Origin of the sequence: Aeribacillus pallidus (assembly GCF_050478865.1) — a bacterium.
GTDB lineage: Bacteria > Bacillota > Bacilli > Bacillales > JACDOC01 > JACDOC01.
Genome location: NZ_JBCNBW010000001.1, coordinates 1 through 15,311 on the forward strand (window position 1 = coordinate 1; position 15,311 = coordinate 15,311).

At 38.4% G+C, this 15,311-nt stretch carries 18 protein-coding genes; 10 read left to right on the forward strand and 8 right to left on the reverse strand.

Annotated features, from left to right (window positions below; translation table 11 throughout):
* Window positions 1–172 precede the first annotated feature (172 nt).
* Both ABES52_RS00005 and ABES52_RS00010 read right to left on the reverse strand, forming a co-directional pair.
* Window positions 173–562 (reverse strand): small peptidoglycan-associated lipoprotein, encoded by a 390-nt coding sequence (locus tag ABES52_RS00005; protein WP_429647687.1) that lies wholly within the window; start codon window positions 560–562, stop codon window positions 173–175.
* 443 nt (window positions 563–1,005) lie between these two features.
* Window positions 1,006–2,520 carry a glycine betaine uptake BCCT transporter gene (locus ABES52_RS00010; protein ID WP_429647689.1) on the reverse strand — a complete coding sequence of 505 codons (1,515 nt, stop codon included), beginning with the start codon at window positions 2,518–2,520 and terminating at the stop codon, window positions 1,006–1,008.
* A gap of 197 nt (window positions 2,521–2,717) precedes the next feature.
* Here ABES52_RS00010 and ABES52_RS00015 point away from each other — a divergent pair, with 197 nt between their 5' ends.
* The gene (locus tag ABES52_RS00015) at window positions 2,718–3,569 is read left to right on the forward strand and encodes a polysaccharide deacetylase family protein (RefSeq protein ID WP_429647691.1); all 852 of its coding nucleotides are present in this window, start codon (window positions 2,718–2,720) and stop codon (window positions 3,567–3,569) included.
* A 39-nt stretch (window positions 3,570–3,608) separates the two neighbouring features.
* On the opposite strand, the gene ABES52_RS00020 is transcribed toward ABES52_RS00015, so the two are convergent.
* On the reverse strand, window positions 3,609–3,998 hold the full coding sequence (locus ABES52_RS00020; protein ID WP_429647693.1) for a DUF1885 family protein: 390 nt from the start codon (window positions 3,996–3,998) through the stop codon (window positions 3,609–3,611).
* A gap of 183 nt (window positions 3,999–4,181) precedes the next feature.
* On the opposite strand from ABES52_RS00020, the gene ABES52_RS00025 reads away from it, so the two are divergent.
* Window positions 4,182–4,301, forward strand: coding sequence for a GapA-binding peptide SR1P (locus ABES52_RS00025; RefSeq protein ID WP_429647695.1), 120 nt, complete (start codon window positions 4,182–4,184; stop codon window positions 4,299–4,301).
* A 154-nt stretch (window positions 4,302–4,455) separates the two neighbouring features.
* Here the strand turns inward: ABES52_RS00025 and ABES52_RS00030 are convergent, their stop codons facing one another.
* Window positions 4,456–5,925: an aminotransferase class I/II-fold pyridoxal phosphate-dependent enzyme gene (locus tag ABES52_RS00030; RefSeq protein ID WP_429647697.1), complete on the reverse strand. Its 1,470-nt coding sequence runs from the start codon at window positions 5,923–5,925 to the stop codon at window positions 4,456–4,458.
* 262 nt (window positions 5,926–6,187) lie between these two features.
* Here ABES52_RS00030 and ABES52_RS00035 point away from each other — a divergent pair, with 262 nt between their 5' ends.
* Together ABES52_RS00035 and ABES52_RS00040 are read left to right on the forward strand one after the other, a co-directional pair.
* Window positions 6,188–7,150, forward strand: coding sequence for an NAD(P)H-dependent flavin oxidoreductase (locus ABES52_RS00035; protein ID WP_429647699.1), 963 nt, complete (start codon window positions 6,188–6,190; stop codon window positions 7,148–7,150).
* Between the two features lie 22 nt (window positions 7,151–7,172).
* Window positions 7,173–7,448, forward strand: a complete 276-nt coding sequence (locus tag ABES52_RS00040; RefSeq protein WP_429647701.1) for a UPF0223 family protein — start codon at window positions 7,173–7,175, stop codon at window positions 7,446–7,448.
* Window positions 7,449–7,490: 42 nt separating this feature from the next.
* Here ABES52_RS00040 and ABES52_RS00045 read toward each other — a convergent pair whose 3' ends face one another.
* Complete coding sequence (locus ABES52_RS00045) at window positions 7,491–8,135, reverse strand: YktB family protein (RefSeq protein ID WP_429647703.1); 645 nt, start codon at window positions 8,133–8,135, stop codon at window positions 7,491–7,493.
* Window positions 8,136–8,499: 364 nt separating this feature from the next.
* Between ABES52_RS00045 and ABES52_RS00050 the strand changes: the two genes are divergently transcribed.
* A complete protein-coding gene (locus ABES52_RS00050) occupies window positions 8,500–8,694 on the forward strand; it encodes a YkzI domain-containing protein (RefSeq protein WP_429647704.1) in 195 nt (64 codons plus the stop codon).
* 224 nt (window positions 8,695–8,918) lie between these two features.
* A complete protein-coding gene (locus ABES52_RS00055; RefSeq protein WP_429647706.1) occupies window positions 8,919–9,716 on the forward strand; it encodes an inositol monophosphatase family protein in 798 nt (265 codons plus the stop codon).
* Window positions 9,717–9,757: 41 nt separating this feature from the next.
* On the opposite strand, the gene ABES52_RS00060 is transcribed toward ABES52_RS00055, so the two are convergent.
* Window positions 9,758–9,943: a YlaF family protein gene (locus ABES52_RS00060; RefSeq protein ID WP_429647708.1), complete on the reverse strand. Its 186-nt coding sequence runs from the start codon at window positions 9,941–9,943 to the stop codon at window positions 9,758–9,760.
* Window positions 9,944–10,060: 117 nt separating this feature from the next.
* On the opposite strand from ABES52_RS00060, the gene typA reads away from it, so the two are divergent.
* Window positions 10,061–11,902, forward strand: a complete 1,842-nt coding sequence (gene typA / locus ABES52_RS00065) for a translational GTPase TypA (RefSeq protein WP_429647710.1) — start codon at window positions 10,061–10,063, stop codon at window positions 11,900–11,902.
* Between the two features lie 12 nt (window positions 11,903–11,914).
* Window positions 11,915–12,226 (forward strand): YlaH-like family protein, encoded by a 312-nt coding sequence (locus tag ABES52_RS00070; RefSeq protein ID WP_429647712.1) that lies wholly within the window; start codon window positions 11,915–11,917, stop codon window positions 12,224–12,226.
* A 67-nt stretch (window positions 12,227–12,293) separates the two neighbouring features.
* Here the strand turns inward: ABES52_RS00070 and ABES52_RS00075 are convergent, their stop codons facing one another.
* The gene (locus ABES52_RS00075) at window positions 12,294–12,494 is read right to left on the reverse strand and encodes a YlaI family protein (RefSeq protein ID WP_429647713.1); all 201 of its coding nucleotides are present in this window, start codon (window positions 12,492–12,494) and stop codon (window positions 12,294–12,296) included.
* 147 nt (window positions 12,495–12,641) lie between these two features.
* Here ABES52_RS00075 and ABES52_RS00080 point away from each other — a divergent pair, with 147 nt between their 5' ends.
* Window positions 12,642–13,097, forward strand: coding sequence for a pyridoxamine 5'-phosphate oxidase family protein (locus ABES52_RS00080; RefSeq protein WP_429647715.1), 456 nt, complete (start codon window positions 12,642–12,644; stop codon window positions 13,095–13,097).
* Between the two features lie 66 nt (window positions 13,098–13,163).
* Here the strand turns inward: ABES52_RS00080 and ABES52_RS00085 are convergent, their stop codons facing one another.
* Window positions 13,164–13,712: a YhcN/YlaJ family sporulation lipoprotein gene (locus ABES52_RS00085; RefSeq protein WP_429647827.1), complete on the reverse strand. Its 549-nt coding sequence runs from the start codon at window positions 13,710–13,712 to the stop codon at window positions 13,164–13,166.
* A gap of 195 nt (window positions 13,713–13,907) precedes the next feature.
* On the opposite strand from ABES52_RS00085, the gene ABES52_RS00090 reads away from it, so the two are divergent.
* Complete coding sequence (locus tag ABES52_RS00090; RefSeq protein WP_429647717.1) at window positions 13,908–15,236, forward strand: PhoH family protein; 1,329 nt, start codon at window positions 13,908–13,910, stop codon at window positions 15,234–15,236.
* Window positions 15,237–15,311: the final 75 nt, after the last annotated feature.

Here is a 15,311-nt window from a genome sequence, read left to right on the forward strand (position 1 = left end):
CATGCCGGGCGCACAAGAAAATCCCCTGCCCTTCAATGAGGGACAGGGGATTAATATTAATACCTGGATATACTTCGTATATTAATGTTAACAAAATTAGACCTTATTTTATTAAATATCCTATTATAGAGAGACAGTTCTTCATTCGAATGATTCGTCCTTCTTTTCTGTCCTAATAATTTTGCTCTGATGATGTTTTCTCTTCGAGAGCAGTAGAAACAGGTTTAATGATGTCTTCTTTTGATACATTTCCAATCACTTCAACTATAATTTCATTTCCATGTACGATAATCAGCGCTGGATATTCATCAATATCAAATCTCTCTTTCACTTCATGCTCTTTTCCGGGACTAATGACTACCATATTTTTAAATACTTCAGGATATTCTTTTTTTAACTCAATTAATGCATCATAGTATGAGACTTCATTTTTATAATCCGACTCATTTGAAAAGAAGAAAACTTGATTCTCATCCATCAATTCTTTTTCAGAAGGGGTTTCGTGCACACAACCGTTTAACAAGAGAAGGGAGATAAGAAGAAAAAAAGATCTGCCTCTCATACGTGGCGCCTCGCTTTATGGAATGATGATTGTAAAATTATTACTTCTTTTTTTGCTATTTTATCACATATACATGTACAAACACGGCTTGTAAATTAAATGTTACACAATTGAAACATAGAAGGTGGGCCTTAAGGGAAGTGATTCGATGAAAACGTATGTAGTATTATTAATTCATATGATAATTTGGAGTGGTTTTTCATTAGCTATTTGGTTGTCCCCAGATGATCATAAGGAATATAAATTATTAATGCTTTTGGTTTTTATTTACATCAGTGTTATCGTGGCCAACCGTTTTTTTTATTCCCTCCGACGCTCGATTGTGGTTACCGTGCTTAGCTTTGGATGTTATTTCGGAATTTATTCTTTTTTGTAATGTTCAAATCCAAAGAGAAAGGCTGACGAACCCAAGGTTTCGTCAGCCTTTGTTCCTTTTATTTCGTTTATTTTTTTCGAGTTGTTTTCATTTCTTCATTAAAAGATGTTATTAAAGAAACGACAATCATTAACATAATAACCGTAAACGGTAATGCCGCGATAATTGAAGCACGTTGTAATGCAGCTAAACCACCATTCCATAAAAGGATGGCAGCAGTAGCTGATTGAATAATACCCCAAACGAATTTCACTTGGTTTGATGGATTTAAACTTCCATTTGTTGTTTGCATACCAAGAACGAACGTAGCCGAGTCAGCTGATGTAATAAAGAAAGTACTAATTAATACAATGGCTATGGCAGATAAAAGGGTAGTTAATGGGAAATTTTCGAATACAGTAAACAAGGCAATTTCAACGCCTTTATTTGACATGACTTCCATAATATTTTTTCCAATGAAATGTTCTAAGTAAATACCAGTACCACCGAATACTGCAAACCATAGCATACCAAAAATGGTTGGTACAGCTAATACCCCAATGACAAATTCACGAACAGTACGTCCACGAGATACACGGGCAATGAATGATCCAACAAATGGTGCCCATGCAATCCACCATGCCCAATAGAAAATGGTCCAATCTTGGAACCACGTAATATCTTGTTCAAACGGTGCTAACCGGAAGCTCATAGAAGGTAAATTTTGTAAGTATTGGCCGATGGTAGATGTGAAGACATCCATAATAAAGTTTGTTGGTCCAACAAAGAGTAAAAAGAGCATGAGTAATATCGCTAAGAAAATGTTAATATTACTTAAATATTTAATTCCACGGTTTAATCCTGTTTGAGCTGAAAGCATAAATAAGACAGTAACAACAGCCACAATCATCAATTGTGTACCGATCGTATTTGAAACACCATCAAACAAATAAGAAATTCCCCCACCGATTTGGATCGCTCCTAATCCTAAGGAAGTTGCTACCCCAAAGACGGTCGCAAACACGGCAATAAAATTAATAAAAACGCCTAAACCACCGTCAGCACGGTCACCTAAAATCGGTCTTAGCGTGGAACTAATGACACCCGGTGAATGTTTACGGAATTGGGTGTAGGCTAAAGAAAGTGCAACAACCGTATATATCGCCCAAGGATGTAAGCCCCAATGGAAGTATGAATAGCGCATAGCTGCTCGAGCAGCTTCGTTCGTTTGTCCTTCAACAAACGGTGGAGAATAATAATGATACAATGGTTCAGCTACGCCCCAGAATACTAAACCAATCCCCATTCCAGCGCTAAAGAGCATCGCAAACCATGTTAAGAAGTTGTACTCTGGCTCCTCATTGTCTTTCCCCAAACGAATGTTCCCATACTTTGAGAATATTAAAATGAAGGCAAAAACTAAAAAGATGGATGCGGATAATAGATAAAACCACCCAAATTTTTCTAAAATGAAAGAGTGAACTTTTGTAGTAATTGTATCTAAATTTAACGTTGGAAATTTATCTTTTGGTAGAAGTCCCCAAATAATAAACAATACTGTAACAATGACAGAAACGAAAAACACTGGGGTTACCTTCTTCATCAAATCTCCCCTTTCAATATGAAATTTTTTGTTTGAATGGATAAATTCGGTTCTTTTTCTAGATAAAAAATCAGTATAATAAATTGAGCCAATATCGTTTGAAAAAGACAATGAGCGCTTATGACAAATGGGTGTTGGGGCATACGGTTTACTACGTTACCATCTTTAGCTATTTTCGTAAAGGAAGGAGAATCCCTATGAATAAGATCATTATAGGTACCATGTTGTTACTACTGATTACTGCATGCTCCCATACGTATACTGAGACAACCGATTCACCGCCTTCATATAAATACCCTGAACAAAAGGAAACTAAACATGAAAATGAGGGAAAAATTGAAAATAATGAAGAAAATGAGAAAGATGTTTTGAATATGCATGAGGAAGAAAAGGAAGTCCCACTTGTTCCACTCTACCGTGTAGATGAACATTCATGGACAATCGTTCCTATCGCGGATGCGAATGAAAAAGTTGTTCTATTGACAATCGATGATGCGCCTGATCAATATACGTTAGAAATGGCCAACATTCTTAAAGAGCTCGATGTCAAAGCGATCTTTTTCGTCAATGGTCATTTTTTAGATACGGAGGAAGAACAAAATGTTTTAAAAGAAATACACCAGTTAGGTTTTGAAATCGGAAATCATACGTACAGTCATTCCATGTTAAGTAAACTCTCTCCTGAAAAACAGAAAGAAGAGATTGTTCGGTTAAATGATTTGATCGAAAATATTATCGGTGAACGCCCGAAATTTTTCCGGGCACCATTTGGGGTGAATACAGAAATTAGTAAGGAGATTGTAAGGCAAGAAGGAATGCAGTTGATGAATTGGACGTACGGGTACGATTGGGAAAAGGAGTATCGAACGAAAGAAGCGTTGGAACACATTATGGTAGACACACCATTGTTGCGGAATGGAGCTAACCTCTTAATGCACGACCGGGAGTGGACAAAAGAAGCTTTACGTAACATCGTTCTTGGCTTACAAGAAAAAGGATATGAAATAATAGATCCGGCACTGATTGCCACACCACAACCCAATCAATAGAAGCAAATGTAAAAGGTACAGGACATATGCCTGTACCTTTTATTTCTTTCTTTTCTTTTTTTCGAGTGAAAAGTCCATTAACCGACCGTTAAACAAAGTAACTTTCCCTTTTAGTTTCGGTCCAAATGATTTACAAAACTCGTTCGCTTTCCCTTTGTCACCATGAGTAGATTGGGGATGGAGCTGAATGTAAAGAGAAGAATCGTCCCAAAATAGAAAGATCCCCCAATAATGACGTTCAAACCCTCGTAAAAAAATTTCATGCTCGTTTACTTCTTCTATTTGATAAGGAAAAGCTGCTTCTTCGTATGCCCATCCTAGCTGAGCACCTGTTCTTTTCATTTGTTCCTTATATTCATCAAATAATGTGATCACCTTCTCTTTTGTTATTGGCAGATGATCGGGTACATCGATTCTTGCTCGTTCCATTTGTGTACCTCCTCTCAATAAATAACTAGTCCACATATATGCAGCAATACCGATAATTAGAACAAAAAAAATTAAATGTGACATACAATTTGGGGTTGAAAAATCAAAAGTGTTATATTATTATCTAATTAAGCAAACAAATAAAACGCTTACTTCACTATTTTTGTGAAAGGGAGTATGGAGATGGGAACAATCGTATGTCAAACTTGCAACGCAACCATTGATCATTTTGAAGATGAGAAAGTAACGGTTCTTTATTCTACTTGTTGCGGTTGCAACGAAGAGTCCACGGATGAAGAGTAATATATAAACGGTCTTTAAGGGGAATATGTGTGCTGCTAATAGATAAACGGATGAAACTGTCCTTGAGAGAGGACAGTTTTTTCTTGTTGAGCTATATAATCATGTCATACTTATACACGTATAAATAAAATAACAATGAGGACAAGCCTCATTGTTATTTTATCGCTCTATGTTCTTTGATGACGCGTAATGTTTTTAATTCGAAATCTTCCGGACCTTGAACCGGTAAACCGACTTCTAAGTTTTTCTTAATGTAACGTAAGTTCTCTTCTGTAATAATTTCTCCAGGAATAAAAATAGGAATTCCTGGTGGATAGACCATGATAAATTCGGCGATAATGCGACCAACCGATTTTTCAAACGGCACCACTTCCGTATCGGAATAAAAGGCCTCCCGTGGAGATAGGGCTAAAAGTGGAATATCTGGTAGCATTACATTAGCTGAAACTTCATTGGCTAAGTGCTTGAATGTATCGGAAAGCTTTTGTAGTGCTTCCACAAGGATAGTTGCTTCCCGTTCGGTATCACCAGGTGTTACAATGCAGAGAATATTATATAAATCGGAGAGCTCAACTTCAATGTTATATACTTCTCTCAGCCATTTTTCTGCATCATAACCAGTAATCCCTAAATCTTTCACGGAGATAATAAGCTTTGTAGGATCCATATCATAGGCGGCATTTGTTCCTAAAATTTCTTCGCCTACACAGTACAAATGTTCAATATTGTTAACTTCATTCCGAATCCACTGGGCTAACCGAATCGTTTGGTCTAACATGCTTTTTCCTTCGGTAGCCAAACGTTTACGGGCGACATCTAAAGAAGCCAGTAATAAATACGATGTCGAAGTCGTTGTGAGCATGCTTAAAATCGTTTGGACTCGTTTAGCTGACACGAGACCTTCTCGAACGTTTAAAATGGAGCTTTGTGTCATCGATCCACCTAATTTATGCACACTAGTTGCGGCCATATCTGCTCCTGCTTGCATGGCCGATAGCGGAAGATCATCATGGAAATGAATGTGTACACCATGTGCTTCATCAACTAAGACTGGAACGTTGTAAGAATGGGCGATATCGACGATTTTTTTCAAATCGGCAGATACACCAAAATACGTTGGATTGATAACTAAAACCCCTTTGGCATCAGGGTGTTGTTTCAATGCTTTTTCAACAGCATCGGTAGAAATCCCATGGGAAATTCCTAACCGGTCATCAATTTCCGGATGAATAAAAATAGGCGTTGCACCTGAAAAAACAATTGCTGACATGACTGATTTATGCACATTCCGAGGGACAATTATTTTATCTCCAGGACCACAAACAGACATGACCATTGTCATGATTGCACCACTTGTGCCTTGGACGGAAAAGAATGTAAAGTCAGCACCAAAGGCTTTAGCAGCTAAGTCTTGTGCCTTTTTAATGATTCCTTTCGGTTGGTGCAAATCGTCTAATGGCGCGATATTAATTAAGTCGATAGACAATGCGTTTTCACCGATGAATTGCCGAAACTCAGGGTCCATTCCAGTTCCTTTTTTATGTCCTGGAATATGAAATTGTATCGGATTCTTTTTAGCATGTTCTTTTAACCCAGTAAATAGTGGCGTTTCAAATTGTGACAATTCATTTCACACCTCTTTATATGTTAAAATCAAATTTATCCCAACTTAACGGGCAGTAACTTTCAGTGGGTGGATGAAGGTCCCCACTGATGAAAGTTAAACTTTATGCAAATAGACGATTAAACATAAAACAAATGCATTATAGCACTTATATTATCCGTTTGGAAAGGGGAAAATTTGCTACTTCAATAGTTTTTTTAAGAAAAGGATTTTTATCTTGAATAGAGAAGTAATGGGGGAAAAGATAGGAGGAGTGAGCACGATGAATTTTGAAACACGAGTCACGAAATTATTGAATATTCAATATCCAATCATTCAAGGAGGCTTAGCTCATTTAGCCTATTCAGAATTAGCCGCAGCGGTTTCCAATGCTGGGGGACTTGGACAAATCACAGCCATGTCCTTACCAAGTCCAGAAGATTTGCGGGAGGAAATTAAAAAAGTGAGACAATTAACGGATAAACCGTTTGGAGTCAATTTTGCGATTGGTCAACATGGGCGTCCATTTTCGCATTATCTCGATGTGGCCATTGAAGAAAAAGTACCTGTCATTTCGATGACTGGTGGAAATCCAACACCACTTTTTGAACAATTAAAAGGGGTAGACGTAAAAAAACTCGTGTTAGTAGCAGCGAAACGTCAAGCTCAAAAAGCGGAAGAGCTTGGAGCGGATGCGGTGATGGTCGTTGGCCAAGAAGGTGGAGGACATTTAGGTAAGCATGATATCGGAACGTTTGTACTGATCCCTCAAGTAGTAGACGCGGTATCCATCCCGGTAATTGCCTCTGGCGGGATCGGTGATGGTCGAGGTCTCATGGCCGCTTTCGCTTTAGGTGCAGAAGGAATCGAAATGGGTACTCGCTTTATTGCAACAAAAGAATGTGTTCATGCATCGGATGTCTATAAGCAGGCGTTGATTGAAGGAACAGAAAATGATACAGTAGTGATTAAGCGCTCGCTCGGTGCACCAGCCCGCGCCATCGCTAACTCTTGGACCGAAAAAATATTAGAAATCGAACGACAAAACGGTGGATATGAAGCATTAAAAGATTATATTAGTGGCACCGCCAATAAGCGTTTTATTTATGATGGTAAAGTGGATGAAGGTTTTGCTTGGGCAGGCCAAGTGATGGGACTTATAAAAGATGTCCCGACTGTTCAAGAACTATTCGACCGGATGATTCATGAGGCGGAATCCATTCGTCGTCGCTGGTCGATGGAATAACAGAAAAAGCAGGTGGAACATGATGGAATATCAATATCCGTTCTCGTATGATTGGACAACACAAGAAATAATCGATGTGATTAAGTTTTTTGAAGCGGTCGAAACAGTGTACGAAAAAGGTATGAACCGCGATGAATTTATGACCTTTTATCGACGATTTAAAGAAATCGTTCCTAGTAAAGCGGAAGAAAAAAAGTATTGTAATGAATTTGCTGATTCGAGTGGGTATTCACCTTACCATGTAGTGAAGAAAATGAAGGAATCAAATCCAGGCGATTTTGTGAAAATGGAATCGTAATAAGAGGGGGACAGTCCCCTCTTTTTTGTTGGAGGAATAATTTTACACTTTCACTTCATTCGGCGAGTTGGCAAGCTGATAAAGAGGCAAAAGTGTTTTAAATGTGTTTTCAATCGTTTGAAGAAGTTCGTTTCCAGACATGTTTAACACTTTTTCCTTTGACAGGTGAATGCCACAAAGTATTTCTGCTTTTTTTACGTTCATTAATCGTTCAAACAATTGACGTAAGTCGTCTTCTGTAAGTTCTTTATGAACATTTGCGTAAGGAACCGTATGATCACTAGACCATACATAATGAGAAGGAATTGTGTCGACAATTTGTTTAAAGTTGGTTGTAAATGCTTGTCCAATTTGTTCTTTATAGGGATTTTCGTAAATAACCGCAAAGTAAACAAAAAGATGCGATCCCCATAACCCGATTTGAAAATGTGGTAGTTTTTTATACCCCCTTTTGTTAGGAGCAAAGGCTACCCACGTATCATCAGGAGGATTTTTCGTACGGCGAGCATGTTTGGCAACATGGGCAAACATTTCTTCCCCTGTAAAGGAGCTTAGGATAGGAGCAAAATATTGTCCGAGTTGTTCTAATTTTGGACGGACATATGTAATAATCCCATCCATTCTGTCCTCTAATCCTGGTATTGAAAAGACATCAAAATCTTGTGAAGTAAAGCTTTGAAATGCCATTGACCGATACTCCTTTATTTTTTATTTTAGTCTATTTTAACAAAACGCTCTGTTAAACGATACTGTTGATATTTATACATATCGCTTGTGGCGGACGCTTTACGCGGGCAAGGTGCAAGCCGCTTCCCTCGCTACGCTCAAGTAAGGGTCTTGCGGCTTCTTGTTCCCGCTGGAGTCGCCGCCGTGTGAATAACTTGCTAAAAATCAACAATGACATATAACATAGCCTAACAAAAAAAGAATGTTAGAACTTAGAATGTGGATAAGTAGGTTATAACACAATTTAGTTGCATCAACATGAATCCGTTCATACAATAAATACAAAGTTATTAGAAAATTCGGATATAAAAAAGGGGTGGGAACCGTGAAACAATTGGTCAATTCTTCGAGAAAAAAAGACTATATGAAACAACGTTTAGCGGTATTACGTCTGGAAATGGATTATGAATTAGCGGTGTTATATGAAGCCATGCAAGAACAAGATGTTGAAAAACAAGCGACAAGTAAGAAAAAATTAAATCATATTCGGGAAGAACTGATGAAGTTAAATGCCTTATAATCGCTAGTGGATGGGAGGGAAAGTAATAATTATAATGAAAAAAAATCATACCCTACTCGAGTGAACGAGCGTCCGAAATATCCATCGGAGGTTCGTTTTTTTGAGGTTCACTCCCTATAATAAGTTTAGCCTGAGGTAAATGAAAGTGCAAAAACTTGATTGCAAACAGGAATTATTTTAAGCTAATGAATACATATTATTGGATGCTAAATGGGGGATCACTCATGACAAATTGGACAGAAATTCATGAACACGTACAGCATTGGATTCGAGAGGCTGGGCAACGTATTAAACAGTCGTTTTCTACGACGTTACATGTGCAGTCTAAATCGAATCGAAACGATTTAGTAACGAACATCGATCGAGAAACGGAACAATATTTTATTCAGCGTATTCGTGATACATATCCCACGCATACCATATTAGGAGAAGAAGGATTTGGTGATGATGTCAATTCATTAGATGGCATCGTTTGGATTATTGATCCGATAGACGGAACGATGAATTTTGTTCACCAACAGCGTAATTTTGCCATTTCCATCGGAATTTATGAAGATGGGAAGGGAAAGCTTGGTTATATTTATGATGTCGTTCATGAAGAGTTATATTGGGCCCAATCTGGAAAAGGAGCGTTTTTGAATGATCAACCGCTACCACCTTTAGAGGAAGGACATGTGGAAGATGCCGTAATTGCCCTTAATGCCACATGGGTAAAACCTAACAAACGCATCGACCACCAACTTCTCATTCCGTTAGTCCAAGATGTGCGTGGCACAAGATCGTATGGTTCAGCGGCGATTGAAATGGCATATGTCGCTGCGGGAAGGCTAGATGCATATATCACGATGCGTTTGTCTCCATGGGACTTTGCGGCTGGGAAAATTATTGTAGAAGAACTTGGCGGGAAAATGACCAAGTTGAACGGAGAACCCCTTAATTTACTAGAGAAAAGCTCGGTTTTCGTCAGTAAACCTGGTTTGCACGAGAAAATTCTTACAAAATATTTGCATGCATTGAAGTAAGAAAAACCTATGGATTTATTTCCATAGGTTTTTGTAATTGTCTATAACTTTCCTTCTTCACGCATTTTTTTCTTTGTCTTAAAACCAAGCCCCATGATTAAAGTAAGGGACAAAAGACTAATCACTGCAATTAGAATGCTACGTTCTCCAATGGCAATACCGATTCCCATGATGGAACAAGCAGCAAGAATAGCGTAGAGAACAAAAATCCATTTAATATCTTTCATTACATCACACCCCTATTCCTTTCCATTGTACATAATCAAGTTCTTCTTTTCTACTGAATGTGATATAATAACTTGGTTGAAAATACTGATACGACACGATAGGCAGGAGTGACGAACTTGAAACTACGTGAAAATATACGAAATATCGCCATCATCGCCCACGTTGACCATGGAAAAACAACGTTAGTGGATCAATTATTAAAGCAATCGGGTACGTTTCGTTCAAATGAACATGTTGAAGAACGAGCGATGGATTCCAATGATTTAGAACGGGAACGAGGAATTACGATTTTAGCCAAAAATACTGCTATTCAATATAAAGATGTCAAAATAAATATTTTGGATACACCAGGACACGCCGATTTTGGCGGAGAAGTCGAGCGAATTATGAAAATGGTCGATGGAGTTCTTTTAGTTGTTGATGCGTACGAAGGGTGTATGCCACAAACCCGCTTCGTTCTAAAGAAAGCATTAGAACAAAATTTAACACCAATTGTCGTAGTGAACAAAATTGACCGTGAATTTGCCCGGCCAGAAGAAGTTGTCGATGAAGTGTTGGAATTGTTTATCGAACTTGATGCCAATGATGATCAATTAGAGTTTCCTGTCATTTATACATCAGCCATTAACGGGACGGCTAGTACAGACCCTCATCGTCAAGATGACAACATGGAAGCGTTATTCGAGGCGATTGTCCAACATATCCCGGCACCAGTCGATAATAAAGAAGAACCCCTCCAATTCCAAGTCGCGTTGTTAGACTATAATGATTATGTAGGAAGAATTGGGATTGGCCGTATCTTCCGAGGAACAATGAAAGTTGGTCAACAAGTTGCTTTGATGAAACTCGACGGAAGTGTAAAGCAATTCCGAGTGACGAAAATGTTTGGCTTTTTCGGTTTAAAGCGTCAAGAAATTCTAGAAGCTTACTCCGGTGATTTAGTCGCTGTTTCAGGTATGGAAGATATTAATGTAGGTGAAACCGTTTGTCCTATTGACCATCAAGAAGCATTACCGGTTCTTCGAATTGATGAACCAACTTTACAAATGACGTTCCTCGTGAATAATAGCCCATTTGCTGGAAGAGAAGGAAAATATGTAACCGCTCGAAAAATCGAGGAGCGCCTTCAAGCACAGCTGCAAACGGATGTCAGCTTACGAGTTGAACCAACTGATTCTCCGGATGCTTGGATCGTTTCGGGACGTGGAGAGCTCCATTTATCCATATTAATCGAAAATATGCGCCGAGAAGGTTATGAGCTTCAAGTTTCCAAACCGGAAGTAATTGTGAAGGAAATTGACGGGGTGCGCTGTGAGCCAGTAGAGCGGGTACAAATTGATATTCCTGAGGAGTATACGGGTGCAGTCATTGAATCATTAGGTTCCCGTAAAGGGGAAATGTTAGATATGATTAACAACGGAAATGGACAAGTCCGTCTTATTTTTATGGTTCCAGCAAGAGGCTTAATTGGATATACTACGGAATTTATGACGTTGACGAGAGGATATGGGATTATCAACCACTCGTTCGACAGTTATCAACCGATGCAACCGGGTAAAGTTGGTGGACGTCGTCAAGGGGTACTCGTCTCATTAGAAACTGGAAAAGCAACACAATATGGAATCATGCAAGTAGAAGATCGCGGGACCATTTTTGTTGAACCCGGAACGGAAATTTACGAGGGAATGATTGTTGGGGAGCACACAAGGGAAAATGACCTTACAGTGAATATTACGAAGGTGAAGCATGCAACCAATATTCGCTCGGCTACGAAAGAACAAACAACAACGATGAAAAAACCGAAAATCATGACTCTTGAGGAAGCTTTAGAATATTTAAACGATGATGAGTATTGTGAAGTAACGCCAAAGTCTATTCGACTAAGGAAGAAAATTTTAGATAAAAATGAACGTGAAAAAGTAGCGAAAAAGAAAAAGTATGCAGAAATGAATCGATAAGGAGGGGTTAGCTTGAACGTATCCGAACGATTGTCTTTTTTTGCATCCCTTTTTCGTGTTGATGAACAACCGGAAACGGGGATGTGGCTATTATATTTAACCATTGTGGCCCTTTGTATCGTTGTGTATAAGCTAGGATTTGCGAAAAAGCTCCCAATATTAAAATCAGCGATTATTTATTTGTTTTTAATCATGGGGTGTACCATCTTAACTTTTTTAGCGGTATTCTTACCGGTTGCGGAAGGGTTAGTCGTCGCTGCGCTCATCTTAATCATCTATAAAATTCGACTGCGAAATGAGAAAAAACAGGAAAACGCTTCATAATAAAAAACCGCTTAGCATCAACTAAGCGGTTTTTTTGCCTATCAACTTATTATGATTAATCGATCGATTAAAATTCATCGTCACGACTGGTCGAGCGATAAAACCGGAACTTACCGGTAGCTAGTCTTGCTTTTGTTCGCTCGGTAATGCGATCATGACATGATTGACACATATACGTATGTATCGGTCGGTTCCGTAATTTTTTCGCCAATAATGAATCGCTATCAATGGTTTCAATTTTATCGCAAAGGACACACTTTACACGCATCGTAAACACCTCAATTCCTTTTCCCTTTCTATAAGTATATCACGGGATGATGATGAACGATGTCCATAACATGTGAAAAAACTTGGTTTGTCATGTCTATTACCACTATCTTTATAGTATAATAAAAGTAGATGGGAGGGATTGATGATGGCTAATTTGGTTGAACCAAAACTCATTCCACCTTTATTTGAAGAACTGCAACATGAGAAATATGTTACTCTTTCAACGATCGATTATGAAACAGGTGCGCCGAATGTGAGTGCTATTTCCTGGGTATATGCATTAGATGAAGAAACGATTCGTCTTGCTGTGGACAACCGTTCTCGAATTGTCAAAAACATACAGAATAACCCTCATGTTGTCGTGACGTTAATTGCCAATGAGTCTACGTATGCCATCGCTGGTAAAGCTAAAGTAAAAGTTGAAAAGCTTGAAGGAGTTCCTCTTAAACTAGCCCTTATTGAAATTCGCATTCAAGAAGTGCGTGACGTGATGTTTTATGGCTCGAAAATTACAAGCGAGCCTCAGTATGCAAAAACATATGATAAAAAAGCAGCGGAACGTTTAGATACACAAGTAATGAACGCCATGAAACATGCTTAGTATGGTCCTAAGCTTGTTCATGGCGTTTTTTAAACCTTTCAAAATTGTATTAGTGATAACTGAATATTATTGACTGTTGGATTGGTTTTGCTGTTTGTTTTCTAACGATTGTTTTTCCTTTTCGTTCAAACCTTTTTTCTCATTATCATTCGCATCTTCCGCTTCTGGAACAACGATGTGACGAGGAATTTCAGGCATGAGACGCCCTGCAATATCAGCCAATTCATTCATAATTCCTTGAATTGGTTTTCCTTGTTGAATATCAACGCCAATTTCTTGTAAGCGGGCGTACAAGTCGGGGTCAGCAATGACTACTGCTTCCGCCCCATATGGATCGCTTTTTAAACTCTCGGCTACTGAGTATTTAATGGAACCTACTTCTGATCGTTCGATATTTGAATCAACATCTATACCTACTAGAGCATACGGGCCAAGAACGACGGCAGTCGCATCGTTGACGTGGGGAACACTCGTTGCTAATTCCACTAACCGTCTTGAAATTTCTTGCCCTGTTTTGCGATCAACGTTTTCAATATGGGAATCTTTAACCGTGATGAGCTGTTCTTTATTTTGAACCTCGTTATCATTGGAACGCACACAACCATTTATGAACATAAGACTACTAAGGAAGAAAACAATGATGTTTCGCATACAAGGATACCTCCAGCATGTTTGACAAGTTTACTTATATTGTGTTCATGAAGTATGCGAAGTATCCATTTTTCTTCAATTTCATCAAAGAACATGTGAACATGCGTATACGTGTAACATAAAATAATTATTAATACATGAAGAGCAGGAGGCATCGGTTTGAGTAAAATTTACGTGTTAGATACAAATGTCTTGTTACAAGATCCGTATGCGATTTTTTCCTTTGAAGACAACGAAATTGTCATTCCAGCTGTCGTTCTTGAAGAAGTGGATTCGAAAAAACGGTACATGGATGAAATAGGGAGAAATGCAAGACAAGTATCCAAATTAATTGATGGTTTGCGTCAAAATGGCAAGCTGCATGAAAAAATTCCTCTTCATAACGGAGGGACGTTACGAATTGAATTAAATCATCGTTCATTCCACCAACTGCAAAAAATCTTTGTCGAAAAAACAAATGATAACCGTATTTTAGCTGTGGCCAAAAATTTATCAATAGAAGAGGAGGCAAAAGAAAACGGCCGTCCAGTTATTCTTGTGAGTAAAGATGCTCTCGTCCGTGTGAAAGCAGATGCGATTGGATTAATCGCTGAAGACTTTTTAAATGACCGGGTAGTGGAAGTCGATCACATTTATACCGGTTTTTTAGAAATATATACTACGATTGAGGTCATCAATGTATTTTATGAAAATGGAGAAATTGATTCCTCCTACCTTACGAATCAACCGTTTTATCCCCATCAATTTATTATTATGAAAGATTCTTTAGGAAGTTCTGCTTCAGCCATTGGTATGGTCGACAAAACCGGAAAACGAGTTCGAAAAATTATACATGATCCAGATCATGTTTGGGGGATTAAACCAAGAAATGTCCAACAAATGATGGCCTTAGAATTGTTATTACGTGATGACATCCCACTTGTTACAATGATTGGGAAAGCCGGAACAGGAAAAACATTACTTGCATTGGCAGCTGGATTGATGCAAACGGAGGATTTAAATACGTATAAAAAACTACTAGTTGCCCGACCGATTGTCCCTGTCGGAAAAGATATTGGTTACTTGCCAGGAGAAAAACAAGAAAAGCTTCGCCCTTGGATGCAACCGATTTATGATAATCTAGAGTATTTATTTAATACGAAAAAACCTGGGGAATTAGATGCCATTTTAGCCGGTATGGGCTCCATTGAAGTTGAAGCGTTAACATATATTCGAGGAAGGAGCATTCCCGACCAATTTATCATTATTGACGAGGCACAAAATTTAACGAAACACGAAGTCAAAACGATTCTTACCCGAGTTGGAGAAAGAAGTAAAATCGTATTGATGGGCGATCCAGCTCAAATCGATCACCCATACTTAGATGAATACAATAATGGTTTAACGTACGTCGTTGAAAAATTTAAAGATCAAACCGTTGCTGGACATGTAAAGTTACTGAAAGGGGAACGCTCCGGCCTCGCTCAACTTGCGGCGGATTTATTATAAGTAAAAAACGATAGCTAGATTTTATGCTAGCTATCGTTTTTTATTGAATATTATGTGTAACTCGAAAGTTCGGAA

Coding starts and splice junctions, on each gene's coding strand:
- ABES52_RS00005 (WP_429647687.1), bottom strand. CDS start 562: ATGAGAGGCAGATCTTTTTTTCTTCTTATCTCCCTTCTCTTGTTAAAC.
- ABES52_RS00010 (WP_429647689.1), bottom strand. CDS start 2,520: ATGAAGAAGGTAACCCCAGTGTTTTTCGTTTCTGTCATTGTTACAGTA.
- ABES52_RS00015 (WP_429647691.1), top strand. CDS start 2,718: ATGAATAAGATCATTATAGGTACCATGTTGTTACTACTGATTACTGCA.
- ABES52_RS00020 (WP_429647693.1), bottom strand. CDS start 3,998: ATGGAACGAGCAAGAATCGATGTACCCGATCATCTGCCAATAACAAAA.
- ABES52_RS00025 (WP_429647695.1), top strand. CDS start 4,182: ATGGGAACAATCGTATGTCAAACTTGCAACGCAACCATTGATCATTTT.
- ABES52_RS00035 (WP_429647699.1), top strand. CDS start 6,188: ATGAATTTTGAAACACGAGTCACGAAATTATTGAATATTCAATATCCA.
- ABES52_RS00040 (WP_429647701.1), top strand. CDS start 7,173: ATGGAATATCAATATCCGTTCTCGTATGATTGGACAACACAAGAAATA.
- ABES52_RS00045 (WP_429647703.1), bottom strand. CDS start 8,135: ATGGCATTTCAAAGCTTTACTTCACAAGATTTTGATGTCTTTTCAATA.
- ABES52_RS00055 (WP_429647706.1), top strand. CDS start 8,919: ATGACAAATTGGACAGAAATTCATGAACACGTACAGCATTGGATTCGA.
- ABES52_RS00060 (WP_429647708.1), bottom strand. CDS start 9,943: ATGAAAGATATTAAATGGATTTTTGTTCTCTACGCTATTCTTGCTGCT.
- ABES52_RS00075 (WP_429647713.1), bottom strand. CDS start 12,494: ATGCGTGTAAAGTGTGTCCTTTGCGATAAAATTGAAACCATTGATAGC.
- ABES52_RS00080 (WP_429647715.1), top strand. CDS start 12,642: ATGGCTAATTTGGTTGAACCAAAACTCATTCCACCTTTATTTGAAGAA.
- ABES52_RS00085 (WP_429647827.1), bottom strand. CDS start 13,712: ATGTTCATAAATGGTTGTGTGCGTTCCAATGATAACGAGGTTCAAAAT.